The 17,027-nt window shown below is 63.6% G+C and carries 13 protein-coding genes; 6 read left to right on the forward strand and 7 right to left on the reverse strand.

What is annotated here, in order from left to right:
- Positions 1 to 4: 4 nt before the first annotated feature.
- On the forward strand, positions 5 to 1,456 hold the full coding sequence (gene hflX, locus FS507_RS00660) for a GTPase HflX (protein WP_145940935.1): 1,452 nt from the start codon (positions 5 to 7) through the stop codon (positions 1,454 to 1,456).
- A gap of 19 nt (positions 1,457 to 1,475) precedes the next feature.
- Entirely contained in the window at positions 1,476 to 2,819 is a 1,344-nt protein-coding gene (locus FS507_RS00665) for a uracil-xanthine permease family protein (protein WP_145941136.1), read from the forward strand.
- Between the two features lie 8 nt (positions 2,820 to 2,827).
- Here the strand turns inward: FS507_RS00665 and FS507_RS00670 are convergent, their stop codons facing one another.
- Complete coding sequence (locus tag FS507_RS00670) at positions 2,828 to 3,097, reverse strand: HPr family phosphocarrier protein (protein WP_038548319.1); 270 nt, start codon at positions 3,095 to 3,097, stop codon at positions 2,828 to 2,830.
- Between the two features lie 169 nt (positions 3,098 to 3,266).
- Positions 3,267 to 4,055 (reverse strand): DeoR/GlpR family DNA-binding transcription regulator, encoded by a 789-nt coding sequence (locus FS507_RS00675; protein WP_038551994.1) that lies wholly within the window; start codon positions 4,053 to 4,055, stop codon positions 3,267 to 3,269.
- 181 nt (positions 4,056 to 4,236) lie between these two features.
- Between FS507_RS00675 and ptsP the strand changes: the two genes are divergently transcribed.
- On the forward strand, positions 4,237 to 5,955 hold the full coding sequence (gene ptsP / locus FS507_RS00680) for a phosphoenolpyruvate--protein phosphotransferase (RefSeq protein ID WP_145940936.1): 1,719 nt from the start codon (positions 4,237 to 4,239) through the stop codon (positions 5,953 to 5,955).
- A 53-nt stretch (positions 5,956 to 6,008) separates the two neighbouring features.
- On the opposite strand, the gene lexA is transcribed toward ptsP, so the two are convergent.
- On the reverse strand, positions 6,009 to 6,629 hold the full coding sequence (gene lexA, locus FS507_RS00685; RefSeq protein WP_396164621.1) for a transcriptional repressor LexA: 621 nt from the start codon (positions 6,627 to 6,629) through the stop codon (positions 6,009 to 6,011).
- A gap of 391 nt (positions 6,630 to 7,020) precedes the next feature.
- On the opposite strand from lexA, the gene FS507_RS00690 reads away from it, so the two are divergent.
- Together FS507_RS00690 and nrdR are read left to right on the forward strand one after the other, a co-directional pair.
- Positions 7,021 to 7,551: a hypothetical protein gene (locus tag FS507_RS00690; protein ID WP_145940938.1), complete on the forward strand. Its 531-nt coding sequence runs from the start codon at positions 7,021 to 7,023 to the stop codon at positions 7,549 to 7,551.
- Positions 7,552 to 7,630: 79 nt separating this feature from the next.
- Positions 7,631 to 8,092: a transcriptional regulator NrdR gene (nrdR, locus tag FS507_RS00695; RefSeq protein ID WP_075812697.1), complete on the forward strand. Its 462-nt coding sequence runs from the start codon at positions 7,631 to 7,633 to the stop codon at positions 8,090 to 8,092.
- A 1-nt stretch (position 8,093) separates the two neighbouring features.
- Here the strand turns inward: nrdR and hrpA are convergent, their stop codons facing one another.
- From hrpA to FS507_RS00710, 3 genes are all read right to left on the reverse strand, one after another.
- Positions 8,094 to 12,137 (reverse strand): ATP-dependent RNA helicase HrpA, encoded by a 4,044-nt coding sequence (gene hrpA / locus FS507_RS00700; protein ID WP_145940939.1) that lies wholly within the window; start codon positions 12,135 to 12,137, stop codon positions 8,094 to 8,096.
- A 70-nt stretch (positions 12,138 to 12,207) separates the two neighbouring features.
- Positions 12,208 to 12,732, reverse strand: coding sequence for a carboxymuconolactone decarboxylase family protein (locus tag FS507_RS00705; protein ID WP_145940940.1), 525 nt, complete (start codon positions 12,730 to 12,732; stop codon positions 12,208 to 12,210).
- 1 nt (position 12,733) lies between these two features.
- A complete protein-coding gene (locus FS507_RS00710; RefSeq protein WP_145940941.1) occupies positions 12,734 to 13,330 on the reverse strand; it encodes a peroxiredoxin in 597 nt (198 codons plus the stop codon).
- Between the two features lie 182 nt (positions 13,331 to 13,512).
- On the opposite strand from FS507_RS00710, the gene FS507_RS00715 reads away from it, so the two are divergent.
- A complete protein-coding gene (locus FS507_RS00715; RefSeq protein ID WP_145940942.1) occupies positions 13,513 to 14,499 on the forward strand; it encodes a hydrogen peroxide-inducible genes activator in 987 nt (328 codons plus the stop codon).
- Here FS507_RS00715 and FS507_RS00720 read toward each other — a convergent pair.
- Complete coding sequence (locus FS507_RS00720; RefSeq protein WP_145940943.1) at positions 14,471 to 17,026, reverse strand: DEAD/DEAH box helicase; 2,556 nt, start codon at positions 17,024 to 17,026, stop codon at positions 14,471 to 14,473. The two genes, FS507_RS00715 and FS507_RS00720, sit on opposite strands and share 29 nt — an antisense overlap.
- Between the last annotated feature and the right edge of the window lies 1 nt (position 17,027).

Below are 17,027 nucleotides of genomic sequence, written 5' to 3' on the forward strand. Positions count from 1 at the left end.
GGTAATGACAAGCATGAACCAGAACCCTGAAGAGATCCACGCGGAGACGACAGTCGGAGAGCTGGACCTCGAGCAGCGGTCGAGTCTCCGGAGACTCAGCCGTGGGACGAACGTCCACTCCACCGAACAGGACGACGGCTATGACGTCGAGTACCGTAAGCTCCGGCTCGAGAAGGTCGTGCTCGTCGGTGTGTGGACCGAAGGCAGTCTCGAACAGATCGAAGCCCGCCTCGCAGAACTGGCGGCACTGGCGGAGACCGCCGGCTCCGAGATCGCCGACATGCTCTACCAGCGACGGGACAAACCGGATGCAGGCACCTACATCGGGTCCGGCAAGGTGGAGGAACTCCGCCAGATCGTCGTCGAGACCAACGCGGACACGGTCGTCGCCGACGGTGAGCTCAGTCCGGGGCAGATGATCGCCCTGGAGAAGGCACTCGACGTCAAGGTCATCGACCGGACGATGCTGATCCTCGACATCTTCGCGCAGCACGCCAAGTCCAAGGAGGGCAAGGCACAGGTCGCTCTCGCACAGCTGGAGTACCTCATCACCCGCGTGCGTGGTTGGGGCGGTGCCCTGTCACGGCAGGCCGGTGGACGTGCGGGCTCCAACGGCGGAGTCGGACTCCGTGGACCTGGTGAAACCAAGATCGAGGCCGACCGTCGGCGACTGCGCAGCGAGATGGCCCGGCTACGTCGCGAGATCCAGGGCATGAAGAAGTCCCGTGACATCAAACGTGGTCGTCGTGACGCGTCCGCCATAGCGAAAGTCGCCATCGCGGGCTACACCAACGCAGGCAAGTCGTCCTTGCTGAACTCGCTGACCGGTGCCGGGGTCCTGGTGGAGGACGCGTTGTTCGCGACCCTCGACCCCACGACCCGCCGCGCCGAGCTTGCCGACGGGCGCGCGGTGGTCTTTTCGGACACGGTCGGTTTCATCCGGTTCCTGCCGACACAACTGGTCGAAGCCTTCCGTTCCACCCTGGAGGAGGTCATGGCCGCCGATGTCGTCCTGCACGTCGTCGACGGATCCGACCCATTCCCGATGGAGCAGATCGCTGCGGTCAACAAAGTCATCGGTGAAATTGCTGAGGAGACCGGGGAGCCGGCGCCACCGGAGATCCTCGTGATCAACAAGGTCGATGCCGCGGATCCACTGGTGCTGGCTGAACTTCGCAGTCGGCTGGATGACGTGCTGTTCGTTTCGGCCGCCACCGGGGAAGGCATTCCGGCACTCGAGAGCAGGTTGGAGCTCTTCCTCAACTCCCGTGACGACCATGTGGTGCTGCAGGTGCCATTTGACCGGGGTGACGTCGTGGCACGCCTGCACGAGTACGGCACCGTGCTGAGCCAGGAGTACACCGAGGACGGCACCCGCGTGGAGGTGCGCCTGCCCGGGATCATCGCGGCCGAACTGTCGGACCTGCGAATCGCGGTCGGCGAGGGGACAGAATAAGCTCGTCCGAATGGACGAGATGAACACGCGGACGGACCGCGTCCCCGAGCAAGCCCCGCGAGGAGCTTTCTTCGGGTGGAGGATGCACGGAGACGGAAGAAACATCAGGCCCGGGGCGGTCGTCGCCCCGGAGGAACGGTTGACGTGGCCACGGACCGTCGGCATCGGCATGCAGCACGTCATCGCGATGTTCGGGGCGACGCTCCTGGTGCCCGCGCTCACCGGATTCCCGGTCAACACGACACTGCTGTTCTCCGGGATCGGCACGATTCTCTTCCTGCTGATCACCCGCAACCGGGTCCCGTCCTACCTGGGCAGCTCCTTCGCTTTCATCGCGCCGTTGACGGCGACCCAGGCGGAAGGGTTCGCGGCCCAGCTCGGCGGTGTGCTCGTCGCCGGTCTCGTACTGATCCTCGTCGGTGTACTGGTCAAGGCTGCCGGCCGTCGTGTCCTCGACGCCGTCATGCCGCCGGCGGTGACAGGTGCCATCGTCGCGTTGATCGGGCTGAACCTTGCACCGGCAGCGACGTCCAACTTCGCGGAACAGCCGTTGGTCGCCGCCGTCACGATGTGTGCGGTGCTCATTGTCACAGTTGCCGGACGAGGCATGATCGGGCGTCTCGGGATCCTCATCGGCGTCATCATCGGATGGGTCTTCGCCGTGGTCACCGGGAACATCGCCGACGATGCACGCGGTGTCATCGGCGATGCCGCATGGTTCGGTCTCCCTGACTTCCACACCCCGGAGTTCCACGCCAGCGCGGTTCTGCTGACCTTGCCTGTCGTGGTTGTCCTCATCGCGGAGAACGTGGGACACGTGAAGGCAGTTGCCGGGATGACGAAGAGAAACCTCGACGACCAGGCAGGCCCGGCACTTATCGGCGACGGGCTGGCGACCACGCTGGCCGGCGGGTTCGGTGGATCAGGCACCACAACCTACGCGGAGAACATCGGGGTGATGGCCGCGACGAAAGTCTATTCGACAGCCGCCTACTGGGTCGCCGCGGCGACCGCGGTGATCCTGGCCTTCGTCCCGAAATTCGGGGCGGTGATCAACACGATCCCGGCAGGCGTGCTGGGAGGGGCGACAATGGTCCTCTACGGGATGATCGGTCTGCTGGGCATCCGGATCTGGCAGGACAACAACGTGAACCTGACCAACCCGGTGAATCTCTCGGCAGCGGCCGTGGCCCTGACGGCGGGGATCGGGAACCTCACCCTGCAGATCGGCTCACTGGAGCTCGAAGGCATCGCCTGGGGCTCCGTGGGCATCATCGTCGGGTACCCGATCCTGAGGTGGCTGTTCGAGAACATCGGTGAAGGCCGAGACCTGTCGGTCCGGGACTACCACCTGAAGTCCTGACCTTCGCGCTACTCCTCGTCGAGGTTCTTGGTGATGAGCGCGGCGATGGCCTCGACGGCTTCGGCATTGTCGGAGGAGACGGTGACCTCGTCACCGTGCTCGGCGCCCAGCGCCATGATCATCAGCGAGGATGATGCGTCCGACGGCTCGTCGTCGTCCTCCCCCGGGAGGGAGAGCAGGATCTCATCGTCGTAGTTGGCCGCTGCCTCCGCGATGATGGTGGCGGGACGGGCATGCAGGCCGACGGTGGAGCCGACGGTGACAGTGGTGGAGGCCATGGTTCTCAGGTCCTTTTCGAGTCGTCGTATCGTGTCATCGAAAGTGCGGGCGCGCCGAGTGTGGAGCGCCTCACTCCCTTCCAGACAGCGTAGCTGAACGGCGGCGAGTTGTGCTGCACCTACCTGCGCCCTCCGGAGAGTCCCCCGGTCGTCAGGGCCGTCGCCGTCGTCACGCCGTGACGACTGTGACGTCTTCCGCTGTAAACGCCTCGAGGTACTGGTGCGGAGCCGCGTCGTCGGTCACGAGGACGTCGATCTCGGGCACATTGGCGAAGCTGACGAGGTAGTCCCTGCCGAACTTCGTGGAGTCGCACATGGCGACGACGCGGTCCGAGTTCGCGATCATCGCCCGTTTCACCGCGGCTTCCTCCGCGTCTGCTGTCGATAGACCATGGTCCATGGACAGGGCGTTGGTACCGATGAACGCGATGTCGGCATGGTGGACGCCGATGGTGCGCAACGCGATGTCACCGACGACGGCCTGGGTGATGGGGCGGATGTGTCCGCCGATCAGCTGGACATCCGACAGCCCGGCCGCGGACAGACGGACGGCGAGGGGGAGGAAGTTGGTCAGTACCGTCAGGTTCCGGTACGGGTTGTCGTCGGGACGCCCCGCCTCTGCGATGGCGTGTGCGAGCATGGCGGTGGTTGTGCCGGCGTCGAGGAACACGGTGCCGGTCCTCGGCAGAAGTTCTGTTGCCGCCCTCCCGATCCGGATCTTCGCCTCGGTGGAGGTTGTGCTGCGTAGCTCGATCGGTGTCTCGCGGGTCTGGAATGTATTGGTGGGCACTGCCCCGCCGTGGACCCGGTGCAGTGCACCGTCATTGTCGAGGACCGTCAGGTCACGACGGATCGTCTCGGGGGTGACGGCAAAACGCTCCGCGAGTTCGACCACGGTGACACGCCCGTTGACTGCGGTCAGTGACGCGATCTGGCGGCGACGTTCCTCTGAGTTCATGATGTGCATTGTATGGGGTCGAGGGGGTGCAAACCTCGATTCGGGGGTGAGGAGCCTGACGGGGTGGCCCCGGCGAGCCCCGAAAAGAGGGGGAGAAGAGGGTACTGTGGACGTCAACCTAATACGTCAACCGATGTCTTTTCAGATGTCCATCCTGAATACTTGTGGGAGACCAGACACTATGGCAGACACGAAAACCTCCGCACCCTCCAGCGACGGTGAGCCCGTCGCTCTGAAGGGGAAATCAGTGGTCCCCGGTACTGTCTTCGCACCGGTGACCTGGGTGACGGACCGCCCGGAGCTGCCGGGGCCGGACAAGACGGTCGCCGAAGGGGAGAGGGAGTCAGAGTTCGAGGCGTTCACCAGGGCCGTCGACACCGTCTCGGGGCGACTCAGTGCACGTGCCGCGACAGTCGAGGGCAATGCCCGCCAGGTGCTTGAAGCCACGGTCGCCATCGCGAAAGACCGTGCGTGGGCCAAGAAGGTTCGTAAGTCGGTCAACGCAGGTCAGACCAATGTCTACGCGGTCAAACAGGCGACGGACGATTTTGTCGAGATGTTCCTCAAGGCGGGCGGTGTGATGGCTGAGAGGGTCACCGATCTGATGGATGTCCGCGACCGTGTGATCGCGGAGCTTCGTGGAGAACCCGAGCCGGGGATCCCTGACGTCGATTCTCCCCATGTCCTCTTCGCTGATGACCTGGCCCCCGCAGATACCGCGACCCTTGATCCTGAACTGATCGTCGCTGTGGTCACGGAGAAGGGCGGAGCGACGAGTCATACCGCGATCATCGCCCGTCAGCTGGACATTCCGTGCATTGTGGCTATCGGGTCGAATCTACGTTCCATCGCCGCGGAAACCGAGGTACTGGTTGACGCGGCCATGGGCACCGTGGAGACAGGAGTGGATCCGGCCGACGTCGAAAAGAGGGTGACGGCGGCCGCCGAACTTGCCTCGAAGGTGCGTGGATGGCACGGACCGGCTGAAACTGCCGATGGTCACCGGGTTCAGCTTCTCGCCAACGTGCAGGACGGTGCCGCCGCGAGGCAGGCCGCGGAGTCAGTCGCGGAAGGCATCGGGCTGTTCCGGACCGAGCTCGGCTTCCTCAGCGAAACGACGGAGCCGTCGGTCGAGGAGCAGGCGGATCGTTATGCAGAGGTGTTGAGTGCCTTCCCGGAGGGCAAGGTGGTCATCCGGACGCTGGATGCGGGGTCGGACAAGCCGGTTCCTTACGTGATGGCGGAGAGCGAGGAGAATCCGGCACTCGGTGTCCGTGGGCTCCGTATCGCACGGACGAATCAGGAGCTGCTCGAGCGTCAGCTCGACGGGATTGCGCTGGCCCTGAAGAAGTCGGGCCGGGAGGAGTCGTCCGCGCAGACCTGGGTCATGGCGCCGATGGTGGCTACGGTGTACGAGGCACAGTGGTTCGCAGCGTTGTGCCATGAGCGGGGACTCGTTGCGGGCGCAATGATCGAGGTTCCCGCGGCGGCGTTGATGGCAGACAAGATGATGCCCTACCTGGACTTCGTCTCCATCGGTACAAATGATCTGACGCAGTACACGATGGCGGCCGACCGTATGTCAGCGTCCCTCGCCCATCTGACAGACCCGTGGCAGCCGGCAGTGCTGAGGTTGGTGCACACCACCTGCCGCGCCGGTGCGGTGACGCGCACAGCAGTCGGGGTGTGTGGTGAAGCAGCTGCCGACCCGATGCTCGCGTGCGTTCTGGCGGGGCTCGGGGTGACGTCCCTCTCGGCAGCTCCGCCGGCGTTGGCGGCAGTCGGCGCTCAGCTTGGTGAGATCGATTTCGCGGTGTGCCGGGAAATGGCGGCGGCAGCGCTTGACGCTGACGGGGCAGAAGAGGCGAAGACCGCCGCAGCGGCGGTCCTCGGCCTCTAGTTCCACGCCGTCGGTGGTGTCAGGAACCCTGAGGAGGTCCGTCGACGGGCCGGTCAGATCTTACGGAGGACAGCGACGACGCGGCCGAGGATGTCGGCGTTGTCACCGGGAATGGGCTCGAAGAGATCATTGTGGGGGAGAAGCCAGACACCGCTGCCGTCCTTCTGGAACTCCTTGACTGTTGCCTCGCCGTCAATCATGGCCGCCACGAAGTCTCCGAGTTCGGCGACCTTCTGTGACCGCACGGCGACCCAGTCGCCGTTGAAAATACCTGCGTCCCGCATGGACTCTCCCACCACCTGCAGGAGGAACAGTTCGCCGCTGCCCACCAGTTCCTGCGGGAGCGGAAAGTGAGCTTCCACGTGTTCCTCGGCCAGGATCGGTGAACCGGCAGCGATCTGGCCCACCACAGGGACGAACGACGGAGCGGGCATCCCTTCCGGGCGAGGGGTGGATGCAGGCTTGGGACCCGGTCGGGACCCCACCTCGTCCTCGAAATCCCGGATGTCCACAGCGCGAGGTTTGTTGTCCTCGCGCCGGAGATATCCCTTCCTTTCCAGTTCTCGCAGGTGGTACGACACCGATGACGTGGAGTTCAGGCCCACGGCATCGCAGATCTCCCGGATGCTCGGCGGGTAGCCCCGGAACCGCGTGGCGTCCTTGATGACGTCCATGATGCGGCGCTGACGGTCGGAGAGCTTCTCCCTGCCCTTGTCGTCGCTACCAGCTCCCGCACTGGCGAGGGCGGCACGCTTTCTGCCTCCCGGAGCTGCCCCCGTGGAGGACTTCTGTTTCTCTGCCATCTGACCCACTCCTGGTCTTGTTGTACCGATCGTGGTGTCGACAGTACATCACCGCACCGACATTGTTCATAAGGGTGTTCGAACGTGTCGCAGAAGTTGTGGACTTCTTCGAACACCCGTGCTAGCGTCTGGGGCGTAGATCAAAGTTCGAACACACGAACGAAGATTGCGATCATGGCGCGAGATGATGTCCGACTGCAGTGCTGTCATGGTCCTGTCAGATTCCGCAGATCAGGTTCGTTTTCACGGAAAGTGGGTTGTCATGAGCACGACGTCGGTACGTAATCGCCCGGATATTGACCGTCTCCCTGTCTACCGTCGTCCCGAGTGGACACGTGTCGTCGAGACGGGGCGATCGAACACCTGGGGGCACGGTGCGGTGCGGCATCCCTCTGCAGTTCAGATGGAACGTCGCAGGTTCCGCGGGGCGTGTGAAGAACGTCCGTTCGATACCGTGTCGCGGGTGCGTCGCGTACGTCGCCGTATGTCTTCTGTCCTCGGTTCTCCGGGCGTTACGCTGGTGTCACTCGCGTCGCTGGTGGTGATGCTCGCCGCGTCACCGGTGTTGACAGGTCCGGATGAGGGGGCTGTCACACCTGCCAGGACTGCGACGGTCACGGTCGGGGACGACACCAGCTTGGCCGACATCGCCAGGGAGCACGTCCCGGGGGCGTCGGTGGGTGACGCAGTGGCGAGGATCGCGTCTCTCAACGACGTCAGTGAATTCGGTGCGGACGGTGGTGGCCACACCGGTGCGGGGGCCACGCCACAGGTCGTGATCCCAGTCTACTGACCGGACAATGGTCGGGGAAGGCTCCAGGGGTAGCATATGAGGCCGTACCGTTCCACTGATCTCTGTAAGGGAGAACGTCGTGCTTTGTCCCGCGTGCCGCTCCGAAGACTCCCGGGTGGTGGATTCGCGTACGGTCGAATCCGGTTCGGCGATCCGCCGTCGACGCGAATGTCTGACCTGCAGAACCAGGTTCACGACACTTGAACGCTCGGTGCTCCTGGTGACCAAACGAAGTGGCGTGACCGAAGAGTTCCGCCGCGACAAGGTCATCAGGGGTGTAGGCCGCGCCTGTCAGGGGCTCGATGTCTCCGGGGACGATCTCAAGATACTCGCGCATGACGTCGAGCAGTCGCTTCGTGCGTCCTACGGTTCGCAGGTGGCTGCGGACGATATCGGCCTGGCGATTCTCGAGCCTCTGCGTAACCTCAATGAAGTCGCGTACCTGAGGTTCGCCTCAGTGTACAAGTCCTTCCGGTCCACCGAGGACTTCGAGACGGAGATCCGGGCCCTTCGTCAGCGTCGTGAAGACGCCGCTGAATAAGTCAGCGGATCTTCGCGAGCGCCTTCTTCACCCGTGCCGCACTGGCAGGACGCGAGGTTCCCAGGTTCTGGGCGAACAATGACACCCGGAACTCCTCGACCAACCACTCAACGTCCTTGAACTGGGGAGACGCCGAGCGTGCGGCGGGGAGCCGCTTCCGGGTCTCGGCAATGGCCTCCGTGCACTCCCTGACCTGGTCATCTAGCGCCGCCTCACGGTCCGGGTCAGACTCCATCATCGAAAGCCGGGACTTCATCGCGGCCACATAGCGCGGCACATGGCGTAGGTTCTCTACTCCGTTCTTCGCGACACGATGGGGCCCGAGATAGAAGTCCAACTGCCCCCTCATCTCATCGATCGCCGCGCCGTCCCAGCCCTCCAGTTCCTGCGACATATCTGAGACAGCCAGGACAGCGGGGGAGATCGCCACGAAGATCTGCCGCACCAGCCCCGGGCCCTTCTCGCGTGCTGCCGTCACTGCTTCTGCGCAGCGTTCCGGGTCGCGGATGACCGGGCCGAAACGGTTCAGCAACTCGCGGCACGCGAGGACACGGCAATCATCCACCAGAGCTTCCGGGCCGCCGTGGGGATACGTGTCGACCGCGACGCGCTGCCTCAACGGCAGCCCCTTGACCGTCTGTTTGGTGGACACCTGGCACGCGTCCACCATCATCTCGAGGACCGTCGAGAACTGTTGACCGGCGGCCGCCTGGAGTGTCGGAAATGCCTTGAGAACAACACCGTCCCGCCCTCCTGGAGCGGCCGCAACGAGCGCGGGGTAGGCGGATGTCGTCTGACCGTCCACCACCGTTTCCACGGACTCAGGTATCGTTCCGATTCCCTCGGCTGTCCAGTCCTCCGACCTGGCGAGTATTCCGCCTCCCCCCGCAGAACCGCGCTGGTCCTTCTTTCTCTTTCCCGAATGCTGGTGGGCAGCGGAATCGCGGGGACTGGGGCTGGACGGGTCGTGGCCCTGCGATGAACGCGCGGTCGCCGACGCGATCGACTGGGTGATTTCGCCGGAGAGTCTCTCCTGGAGCTCACCGAGATCCTTGGAGGCCGCAATGACCTTGCCGCGTCGGTCCACCGCCGCATATGTCATGCGCAGGTGGGCCGGAACCCGATTCCAGTCAAAGTCGGTGGCGCCGATCCCGGTGCCTCCCAAAGAGCGGAGTGCGTCAGCAAGCGCCTGGTCGACCGGGCCGTCATAGGGGGTCATGCGGTCCAGCGCGGCGCGGGCGAACTGGGCCGCCGGGACCACAGATGTCCGTAACGGTTTCGGCAGGGTCCGGATCAGAGCGACGCAGAGCTCCTCACGCATACCGGAGACCAGCCACTTGGTGTCGCGGTCGGTCACGCCTGCCAACAAAGGAAGTGGAATGCGCATGGTGATTCCGTCCGCGGGGTCCCCTGGACGGAAGACGTACGTCAGGTCGAACTCCATCGAACCCTGACGCCACGTGTCGGGGAACTCACGGGCCTGGGCGGCTCCTCCATCCGAACCGATGAGGGCCTCAGGGGTCATGTCCAGCAGGTGCGGGTTTTTCTGCCGGGCCTTCTTCCACCAGGAGTCGAAGTGTCGGGCCGAGACGATACTCGCCGGGAGACGCTCATCGTAGAAGCTGTAGATCGTTTCGTCGTCAACGACGATGTCCCGACGACGTGCCTTGTCCTCCAGTTGGCCGGCCTCGTCCAGAAGCTCACGGTTATGCCGGAAGAAGCGGTGGTTGGTGCGCCACTCACCTTCGACGAGCGCATTCCGGATGAACATGTCCCGGGCGCCCTCAGGGTCCGTCTTGGACAGGTTGACCCGCCGGTCGCTGATGACGGGAAGACCGAGCATCGATGCCTTCTCGACCGCCAGTGCGGCTCCTTGCTTACTGGACCAGAACGGTTCAGCGTAGGAGTACCGCATCAGCTGTGGGGCGATCTCCTCGATCCACTCCGGCACCACAGGTGCCACGGTCCGGGCGAAGACCTGCGATGTTTCCACGAGTTCAGCGGCCATCACCCACTGGGGCGGCTTCTTCGCGAGATGCGAGGAGGGATGTATCACGAAGGAGGTGTTGCGGGTCCCGGTGAACTGACGGGAGTTCCCCTGGCGCATGCCGACGTTGGTGACGAGCCCGGCCAGCAGGGATTTATGGATTCCGGTCTCGTCGGGGGAAACCGGTGAGCCCTCGTCCTCCCCGAGGTCGAAGGTCAGTTCGCGGAAATGACGGACATTGGGGATCGACCATCTCAGCTCCTGGATCACGGTGAAGAGCTGGCGGACGAGGTCCATCCACTCGAGGACGCGGACGTAGTGGATGAACTCGTCACGGCACAATCTGCGGAATTTGTTCCCAGAAAGCTCCTGGCGACGTGCCTGCAGATAGTTCCACAACTTAAGAACGGAAATGAAGTCGGAGTTCGCGGAGAACCTCGCGTGGAGCTGGTCTGCACGGGCCTGGTGCTCCGCCGGGCGTTCCCGGACGTCCTGGATACTCAACGCCGCGACAATGACGGCGATCTGTTCGAGCACCCCGTTGTCATGAGCCGAGGAGAGCATCTTCGCCAGGCGGGGGTCCGTCGGGATGCGCGCCATGTCCCGACCGGTGTCGGTCAGGGACGGCGTCGACGTCGATGTGTCGGCCGTGTCGAGCGCTCCGAGCTCCTGGAGAAGTTGCACGCCGTCACGGACCGACTTGGAGTCCGGCGGCTGGAGGAACGGGAACTTCCGGATGTCGCCGAGGTCGAGTGCGGCCATGGACAGGATGACGCTGGCGAGGTGGGTACGAAGGATCTCCGGATCAGTGAACTCCGGCCGTGCCTCGAAGTTCTCCTCCGAGTACAGACGTATCGCGATACCGTCGGATGTGCGCCCGCACCGGCCCGAGCGTTGTTTGGCGGAGGCCTGGCTGATCTCCTCGACGGGCAGACGCTGGACCTTCGTGCGGTGCGAGTACCGCGAGATGCGCGCATAACCGGTATCGATCACGTACTTGATACCAGGGACCGTGAGTGAGGTCTCGGCGATGTTCGTCGCCAGCACGATGCGGCGACGACTACCGGGGGAGAAGACACGGTGTTGTTCCGCTGACGACAGACGTCCGAAGAGCGGAAGCACGTCCACGCCACGGAACTTCTCGTCCTGCAGGGCATCCGCCGCGTCGCGAATCTCGCGCTCACCGGAGAAGAAACAGAGGATGTCTCCCGGTCCTTCGGCGATGAGCTCACGGGTCGCATCGAGCAGACCCTCGAGCGGATCGGTCTCGACCTCCCGGAACGCCGGGGTGTCCGCGCCGCTCCTGTTGTCTTCAACCAGGCGGGTCAGCGGACGGTAACGCACCTCCACCGGGTAGGTACGGCCGGAGACCTCGATCACCGGTGCGGGGGTGCCGTCGGCGTCGGCGAAGTGTGTGGCGAAGGACTCCGGGTCGATCGTCGCCGATGTGATGATGACTTTCAGATCGGGCCGTCGGGGGAGAAGCTCCCGCAGGTAGCCCAGGAGGAAGTCGATGTTCAGGCTGCGCTCGTGTGCTTCATCGACAATGATCGTGTCGTAGGCTTTCAGAAGCCGGTCACGCTGGATCTCGGCCAGGAGGATGCCGTCGGTCATCAGCTTGACCGCCGTCGACCGGTTGACATGGTCGTCGAAGCGGATCTTGTAACCGACGCGGCTACCGGGCTCGCCGGCCTTCTCACCGAGTTCGTCGGCGATACGGTCGGCGACGCTGCGGGCGGCGATACGCCGGGGTTGGGTGTGACCGATCCTCTTGTCCGCACCGCGTCCGAGTTCGAGACACATCTTCGGTAGCTGTGTCGTTTTCCCGGACCCGGTTTCTCCGGCGACGATGACAACCTGGTTGTCCCTGATCGCCGTCATGATCTCGTCCCTGCGGGCCGACACGGGAAGAGATCCCGGGAAAGAGAGGTTGTCGGCCAGGTTCAACCGCGGAGACCGCCGTGGAGCATGTCCTGACTTCGAGCCGCGTTGGCGCCCCCGGCCCCTCCTGCGGCCTTTCGGCCTGCTGCCACCTGCATTGTCTTCGTCGGAAACCACCCGACGATTCTACCACTGGACGTGAAAAAGCCCGTCGCACACCGGTGCGCGACGGGCAGACGGCAACGCTCTAGCGTGCGTCCTCGATGTCGATCGCCTGGGCGACACCCTGGACCACGGCGGCGACCTTGACTGCCTCGAAGACCTGCTCCTTGGTCAGACCTTCATCGCGCACGGTCTTCTCGTGGGCGATGGTGCAGTGCTCGCAACCGTTGATGGTCGACACGGCCAGCGAGAAGAGTTCGAAGTCGACTTTCTCGATTCCCGGCTTGCTGATGACGTTCATCCGCAGACCCATACGGACCTGGGTGTAGTCGTCACCGAGCCAGCCACGGGCACGGTAGGCGACGTTGTTCATCGCCATGATCGACGCTGCAGCGAGTGCGGCTTCGTAGGCCTCGTCGGACAGGTGCGACTTGGCCTCGTCGGAGATCTCGGACAGAACCTGGTCGTTGCGGGATGCCGCCGCGGAGGCGACGAAGGTACCCCACAACTGCTGCTCGGTCAGCTCCGTGGAGCGTGCGAGGCTGCTGAGGTTGAGCTTCAGGTCCTTGGCGTACTCGGGCAGACCGGACTTCAGGTTGTCGATCGACATATTACTTCAGTGCCTCCTGGACGACGTCCATCTTGTTGATGTTCTTGGTGGGGTCGTTGGCCTGCCAGTTGCAGGCACAGACCTCTTCGGACTGCAGTGCATCGAGGACACGCAGCACCTCGTCGACATTGCGGCCGACAGCATCCGGGGTCACCGAGACGAACTGGATGACGTTGTCGGGGTCGACGATGTAGGTGGCGCGGTCCGCGACGCCGTCGGCGTTCTCGACACCCAGGGCGCGGATCAGGTCGTGACGCACATCAGCGAACATGGGGAACGGGACACCCTTGAGTTCGGGGTGGGTTGCACGCCAGTTGAAGTGGGCGAACTCGTTGTCGGTCGAGCCGCCGAGGATCTGCGTGTCGCGGTCCTGGAACTCCTCGTCCAGCTTGCCGAAAGCGGCGATCTCGGTGGGGCAGACGAAAGTGAAGTCCTTCGGGTAGAAGAACACGACCTTCCACTTGCCCTGGTACTTGTCGAGGCTCACGTCCTCGAAGTAGTCGTCCGGCTGCTGGGCGTTCGCCTCGTGCAGGTCGCCGCCCTTGAGCGCGGTGAGATTGAACTCGGGGAAATGGTCACCGACGGTGAGAATGGACATGGTTCATGCCTCCTGGGGTCGTGAAATTCGGACGCTCGTTGTCGTCTTGAGCACGGTCGATTATGCCATGAATCCAGAACTTGTGCAAAGGTATAACTGATTGATCGTCGCAGACAGATAGCTATGTCCTATCGTCCATAGTGGATAGGTTTAACTTTCGTGGATAATGTAAAGTGATAGGCATGGTCAATAAGGATTACCGGCCGACGATCGCGCAATTGAGGACCTTCGCCACCGTGGCTGAACACGGGCATTTCGGCGCTGCGGCCCAGCAGCTGGGGATCTCCCAGCCATCGCTGTCGCAGGGGCTCGCCGCGCTGGAGAACGGTCTGGGGGTCCAGTTGATCGAGAGGTCAACCCGGAAAGTCATCGTCACCGACGTCGGACGGGACCTGCTGCCGTATGCGCAGGCCACCCTTGACAGTCTCGACACTTTCATCAGCCATGCACGGGGAGCTCACGGTGGGCTGGCCGGTTCCATGGCACTGGGGATCATCCCCACCATCGCACCCTTCATCCTGCCGGCTCTGCTTCAGTCGCTCCCCTCGGTGGCACCCGAACTCGAGCCGAAGATCGTCGAGGAGAAGACGAGCAGCCTCGTCGACTCCCTCCGCCAAGGCGGGCTGGATGCTGTGGTCGTCGCTTCTCCTGTCGCGGGCGCCGGTATCGAACAGATCGAGCTCTACCGTGAGGAATTTGTCCTCGTACTTCCGGAGAACCACCGTCTCGCGGGCCGACGTGATGTGACCCTTGATGAGCTGGACTCCCTTGACCTGCTGCTACTGGACGACGGGCACTGTCTCCGTGACCAGGTGCTGGACCTGTGCCGGTCGGCGTCGCTCACCGTCGATCCCGCACGGTCAGTTACCAGGGCGGCGAGCCTGTCGACGGTGGTTCAGTGTGTCATCGGCGGTCTGGGCTGCACACTGGTGCCGATCAGTGCGGTCGCGGCCGAGTGCGATCGCCCCGGGGTCGCGCTGGCGACATTCGACGGTGGTGCTGCGACTGCGGGGAGGACCGTCAATCTGAGCTACCGTTCCAGCTCCAATCGGGACGATGCCTTCAGGACCATCGGTGGCATCGTGACCGGTGCCTTCAAATCGGGTGTGGCGACGAACCGGGAGGTACTGGAATCCCGTCTCAGCCCTGGATCACCCGGAGCGCACTGAGCCGGACATCCCCGGCCTCGTCAGAGGCGTCCAGGTCCACGACGCCTTCAAACGCCCAACCGTGGTCACCGTCGGGGTCGTCGAGAATCTGCCGGACATTCCAGTACTTCGGTTCCTCAGTGATGATGACCATGTCAGGGGAGCGCGCCCCGGCATCGACCCCGATATCGGCGTATTCGTCAAAGTAGGCGTCCATCTCCGCGGGCCAGTCCGGAGGATCGGTGAGGTAGTCGTCCATTGCCGCGAGCTCGTTCTCCTTCTCGAAGGCGAACAGTTCCACATGCCTGAAGAAGTGGTTCTTCACCATGCGGCGTAGAGCCCGGGGATTGGCACTGAGCCTGGTCGGGTCGTCCACGCCGAAAGCGTGCTCCGCCACCTGTTCGTCGGTGACCGGTTTGTCCGGATCCGCCATTGCAGACCATTCATCGACCAGCGACGAGTCAACCTGGCGAATGAGTTCGCCGAGCCAGACGATGATGTCCTCCAGCTCATCGCTGCGGTGCTCCGGCGGGACGGTGTGCGAGAGGGTGCGCCAGGCATCCGTGAGATACCGCAGCACCACGCCTTCTGATCTCGCCAGTGAGTAGGTGGCGATCAGGTCGGAGAAGGTCATGGCCCTCTCTATCATGTCCCGGACCACTGACTTCGGTGCCAGGTCGAACTCCGTCGCCCAGGGGTTGGACTCGCAGAAGATGTCGTAGGCCTGCTCAAGTTCCTCTTCGAGGGGTTTCGGCCACGTGATGTCTTCGACGATGGCCATGCGTTCGGTGTAGTCGACCCCTTCGGCCTTCAGCGCGGCGATCTCCTGACCCCGACGCTCGCGCTGCTGCGCAGTGAGGACCTGGTTCGGATTGTCCAGGATGGCCTCGACGGTGCTGATCACGTCGAGCGTGTAGGTGTCGGATTCCGGATCGAGGAGATCGAAAGCAGCGAGGGCGAAAGGCGACAGGGGCTGGTTGAGGGCGAAGTCCCGTTGTAGCTCCCGGGTCAACCCTGCGTCCTTCCCGGATGGCGTGTCAGCCTCGACCTCCTCGACGATCTGGGTGCGCAGCAGCCCGCGGTACAGGTCGATGGTCATCAGAATGTCCCGGTTCTGTTTGGCACGGGTGTCGTGGTTGTCCCTCAGGAGTCCTTTCAACGCGGAATAGGTCCACTCATCTCGGGCGACCACGTTGATCAACATCGAGTGTGACATCTGGAACTGGCTGACGAGTTCTTCGGGTTCGGCGGTGGTGAGCCTGTCGAACGTCGACTTCGTCCACGTCGCCCGACCCTCGGGGGCCGACTTCTTCCGGAGTTTCTTCAGTTTCTTCGGGTCTGATCCGGCCCGTTGACGGAGACGGTAGTTCTCGATCTCGTGCTCCGGTGCCTCCACCACCACGGTGCCCTCGGTGTCGTAGCCGGCACGCCCCGCGCGGCCCGCGATCTGATGGAACTCACGGGACTTGAGAATGCGGTGCTTGATTCCGTCGTACTTCGCCAACCCGGTCATCAACACCGTGCGAATCGGCACGTTGATGCCGACGCCGAGTGTGTCGGTGCCCGAGATCACGCTGAGCAGTCCCTGTTGAGCGAGCTTCTCGACCAGCCTCCGGTACTTCGGCAGCATCCCCGCATGGTGGATGCCGATCCCCTTCCTCAGAAGGCCGGACAGCGTCTTACCGAAGGCCGAGGTGAACCGGAAGTCGCCGATGGCCGATGCGATCTCTGCCTTGCGCTCTTTGTCGACGAAGGTCATGCTGGTCAGTGCCTGTGCGCGTTCGACAGCTTCACGCTGGGAGAAATGGACGATGTACACCGGTGCTTTCCCTGCGTCGACGAGGTCCTGCAGGGTCTCGTGCACCGGCGAGTACACGAAGTCGAAGTCCAGTGGCACGGGTCGGACGGTTCCAGTCACCGGTGTTGTCGTCCGCCCGGTGCGACGAGTGAGGTCGTCTTCCAACCACGTCGTGTTGCCCAGGGTCGCACTCATGAGGAGGAACTGGGCCCGGGGAAGACTGAGAAGCGGCACCTGCCATGCCCACCCGCGATCCGGCTCCGAGTAGTAGTGGAACTCATCCATCACCACCTGGTCTATATCCGCTGCAGCACCGTCGCGGAGCGCGATATTGGCGACGACCTCGGCTGTCGCGCAAATGACGGGCGCGTTACCGTTGACCGTGGCGTCGCCGGTCATCATGCCGACATGCGCAGGACCGAAGATCTCACAGAGGGAAAAGAACTTCTCACTGACCAGCGCCTTGATCGGTGCGGTGTAGAAGGTACGTTGGCCGTGTGCGAGGGCGATGAAGTGGGCTGCAGTGGCCACCAACGACTTCCCGGACCCGGTCGGGGTCGCCAGAATAACGTTGTCGCCGGCGGCGAGAGCCACCGCAGCCTCCTCCTGAGCGGGATACAGGGAGAGCCCGCGGTCGCGGGCCCAGGCCAGGAACGACTCGAGAACCGCGTCATCGACCAGACTCTCCGGCACTTCATCGAGATCGGGCAGGAGGGCGGAGAGCGTGGAGTCAGTTGCGGGTGTCGTCACC

The sequence above is a fragment of the Corynebacterium glyciniphilum AJ 3170 genome (genome assembly GCF_007673095.1).
Classification (GTDB): domain Bacteria; phylum Actinomycetota; class Actinomycetes; order Mycobacteriales; family Mycobacteriaceae; genus Corynebacterium.

Bases quoted from the DNA above. Each gene is read 5' to 3' on its own strand.
- hflX (WP_145940935.1), top strand. From the start codon at position 5: ATGACAAGCATGAACCAGAACCCTGAAGAGATCCACGCGGAGACGACA.
- FS507_RS00710 (WP_145940941.1), bottom strand. From the start codon at position 13,330: ATGTCCATTCTCACCGTCGGTGACCATTTCCCCGAGTTCAATCTCACC.
- FS507_RS00670 (WP_038548319.1), bottom strand. From the start codon at position 3,097: ATGGCCTCCACCACTGTCACCGTCGGCTCCACCGTCGGCCTGCATGCC.
- lexA (WP_396164621.1), bottom strand. From the start codon at position 6,629: ATGGACGTCATCAAGGACGCCACGCGGTTCCGGGGCTACCCGCCGAGC.
- FS507_RS00690 (WP_145940938.1), top strand. From the start codon at position 7,021: ATGAGCACGACGTCGGTACGTAATCGCCCGGATATTGACCGTCTCCCT.
- ptsP (WP_145940936.1), top strand. From the start codon at position 4,237: ATGGCAGACACGAAAACCTCCGCACCCTCCAGCGACGGTGAGCCCGTC.
- FS507_RS00715 (WP_145940942.1), top strand. From the start codon at position 13,513: ATGGTCAATAAGGATTACCGGCCGACGATCGCGCAATTGAGGACCTTC.
- FS507_RS00705 (WP_145940940.1), bottom strand. From the start codon at position 12,732: ATGTCGATCGACAACCTGAAGTCCGGTCTGCCCGAGTACGCCAAGGAC.
- FS507_RS00675 (WP_038551994.1), bottom strand. From the start codon at position 4,055: ATGAACTCAGAGGAACGTCGCCGCCAGATCGCGTCACTGACCGCAGTC.
- FS507_RS00665 (WP_145941136.1), top strand. From the start codon at position 1,476: ATGAACACGCGGACGGACCGCGTCCCCGAGCAAGCCCCGCGAGGAGCT.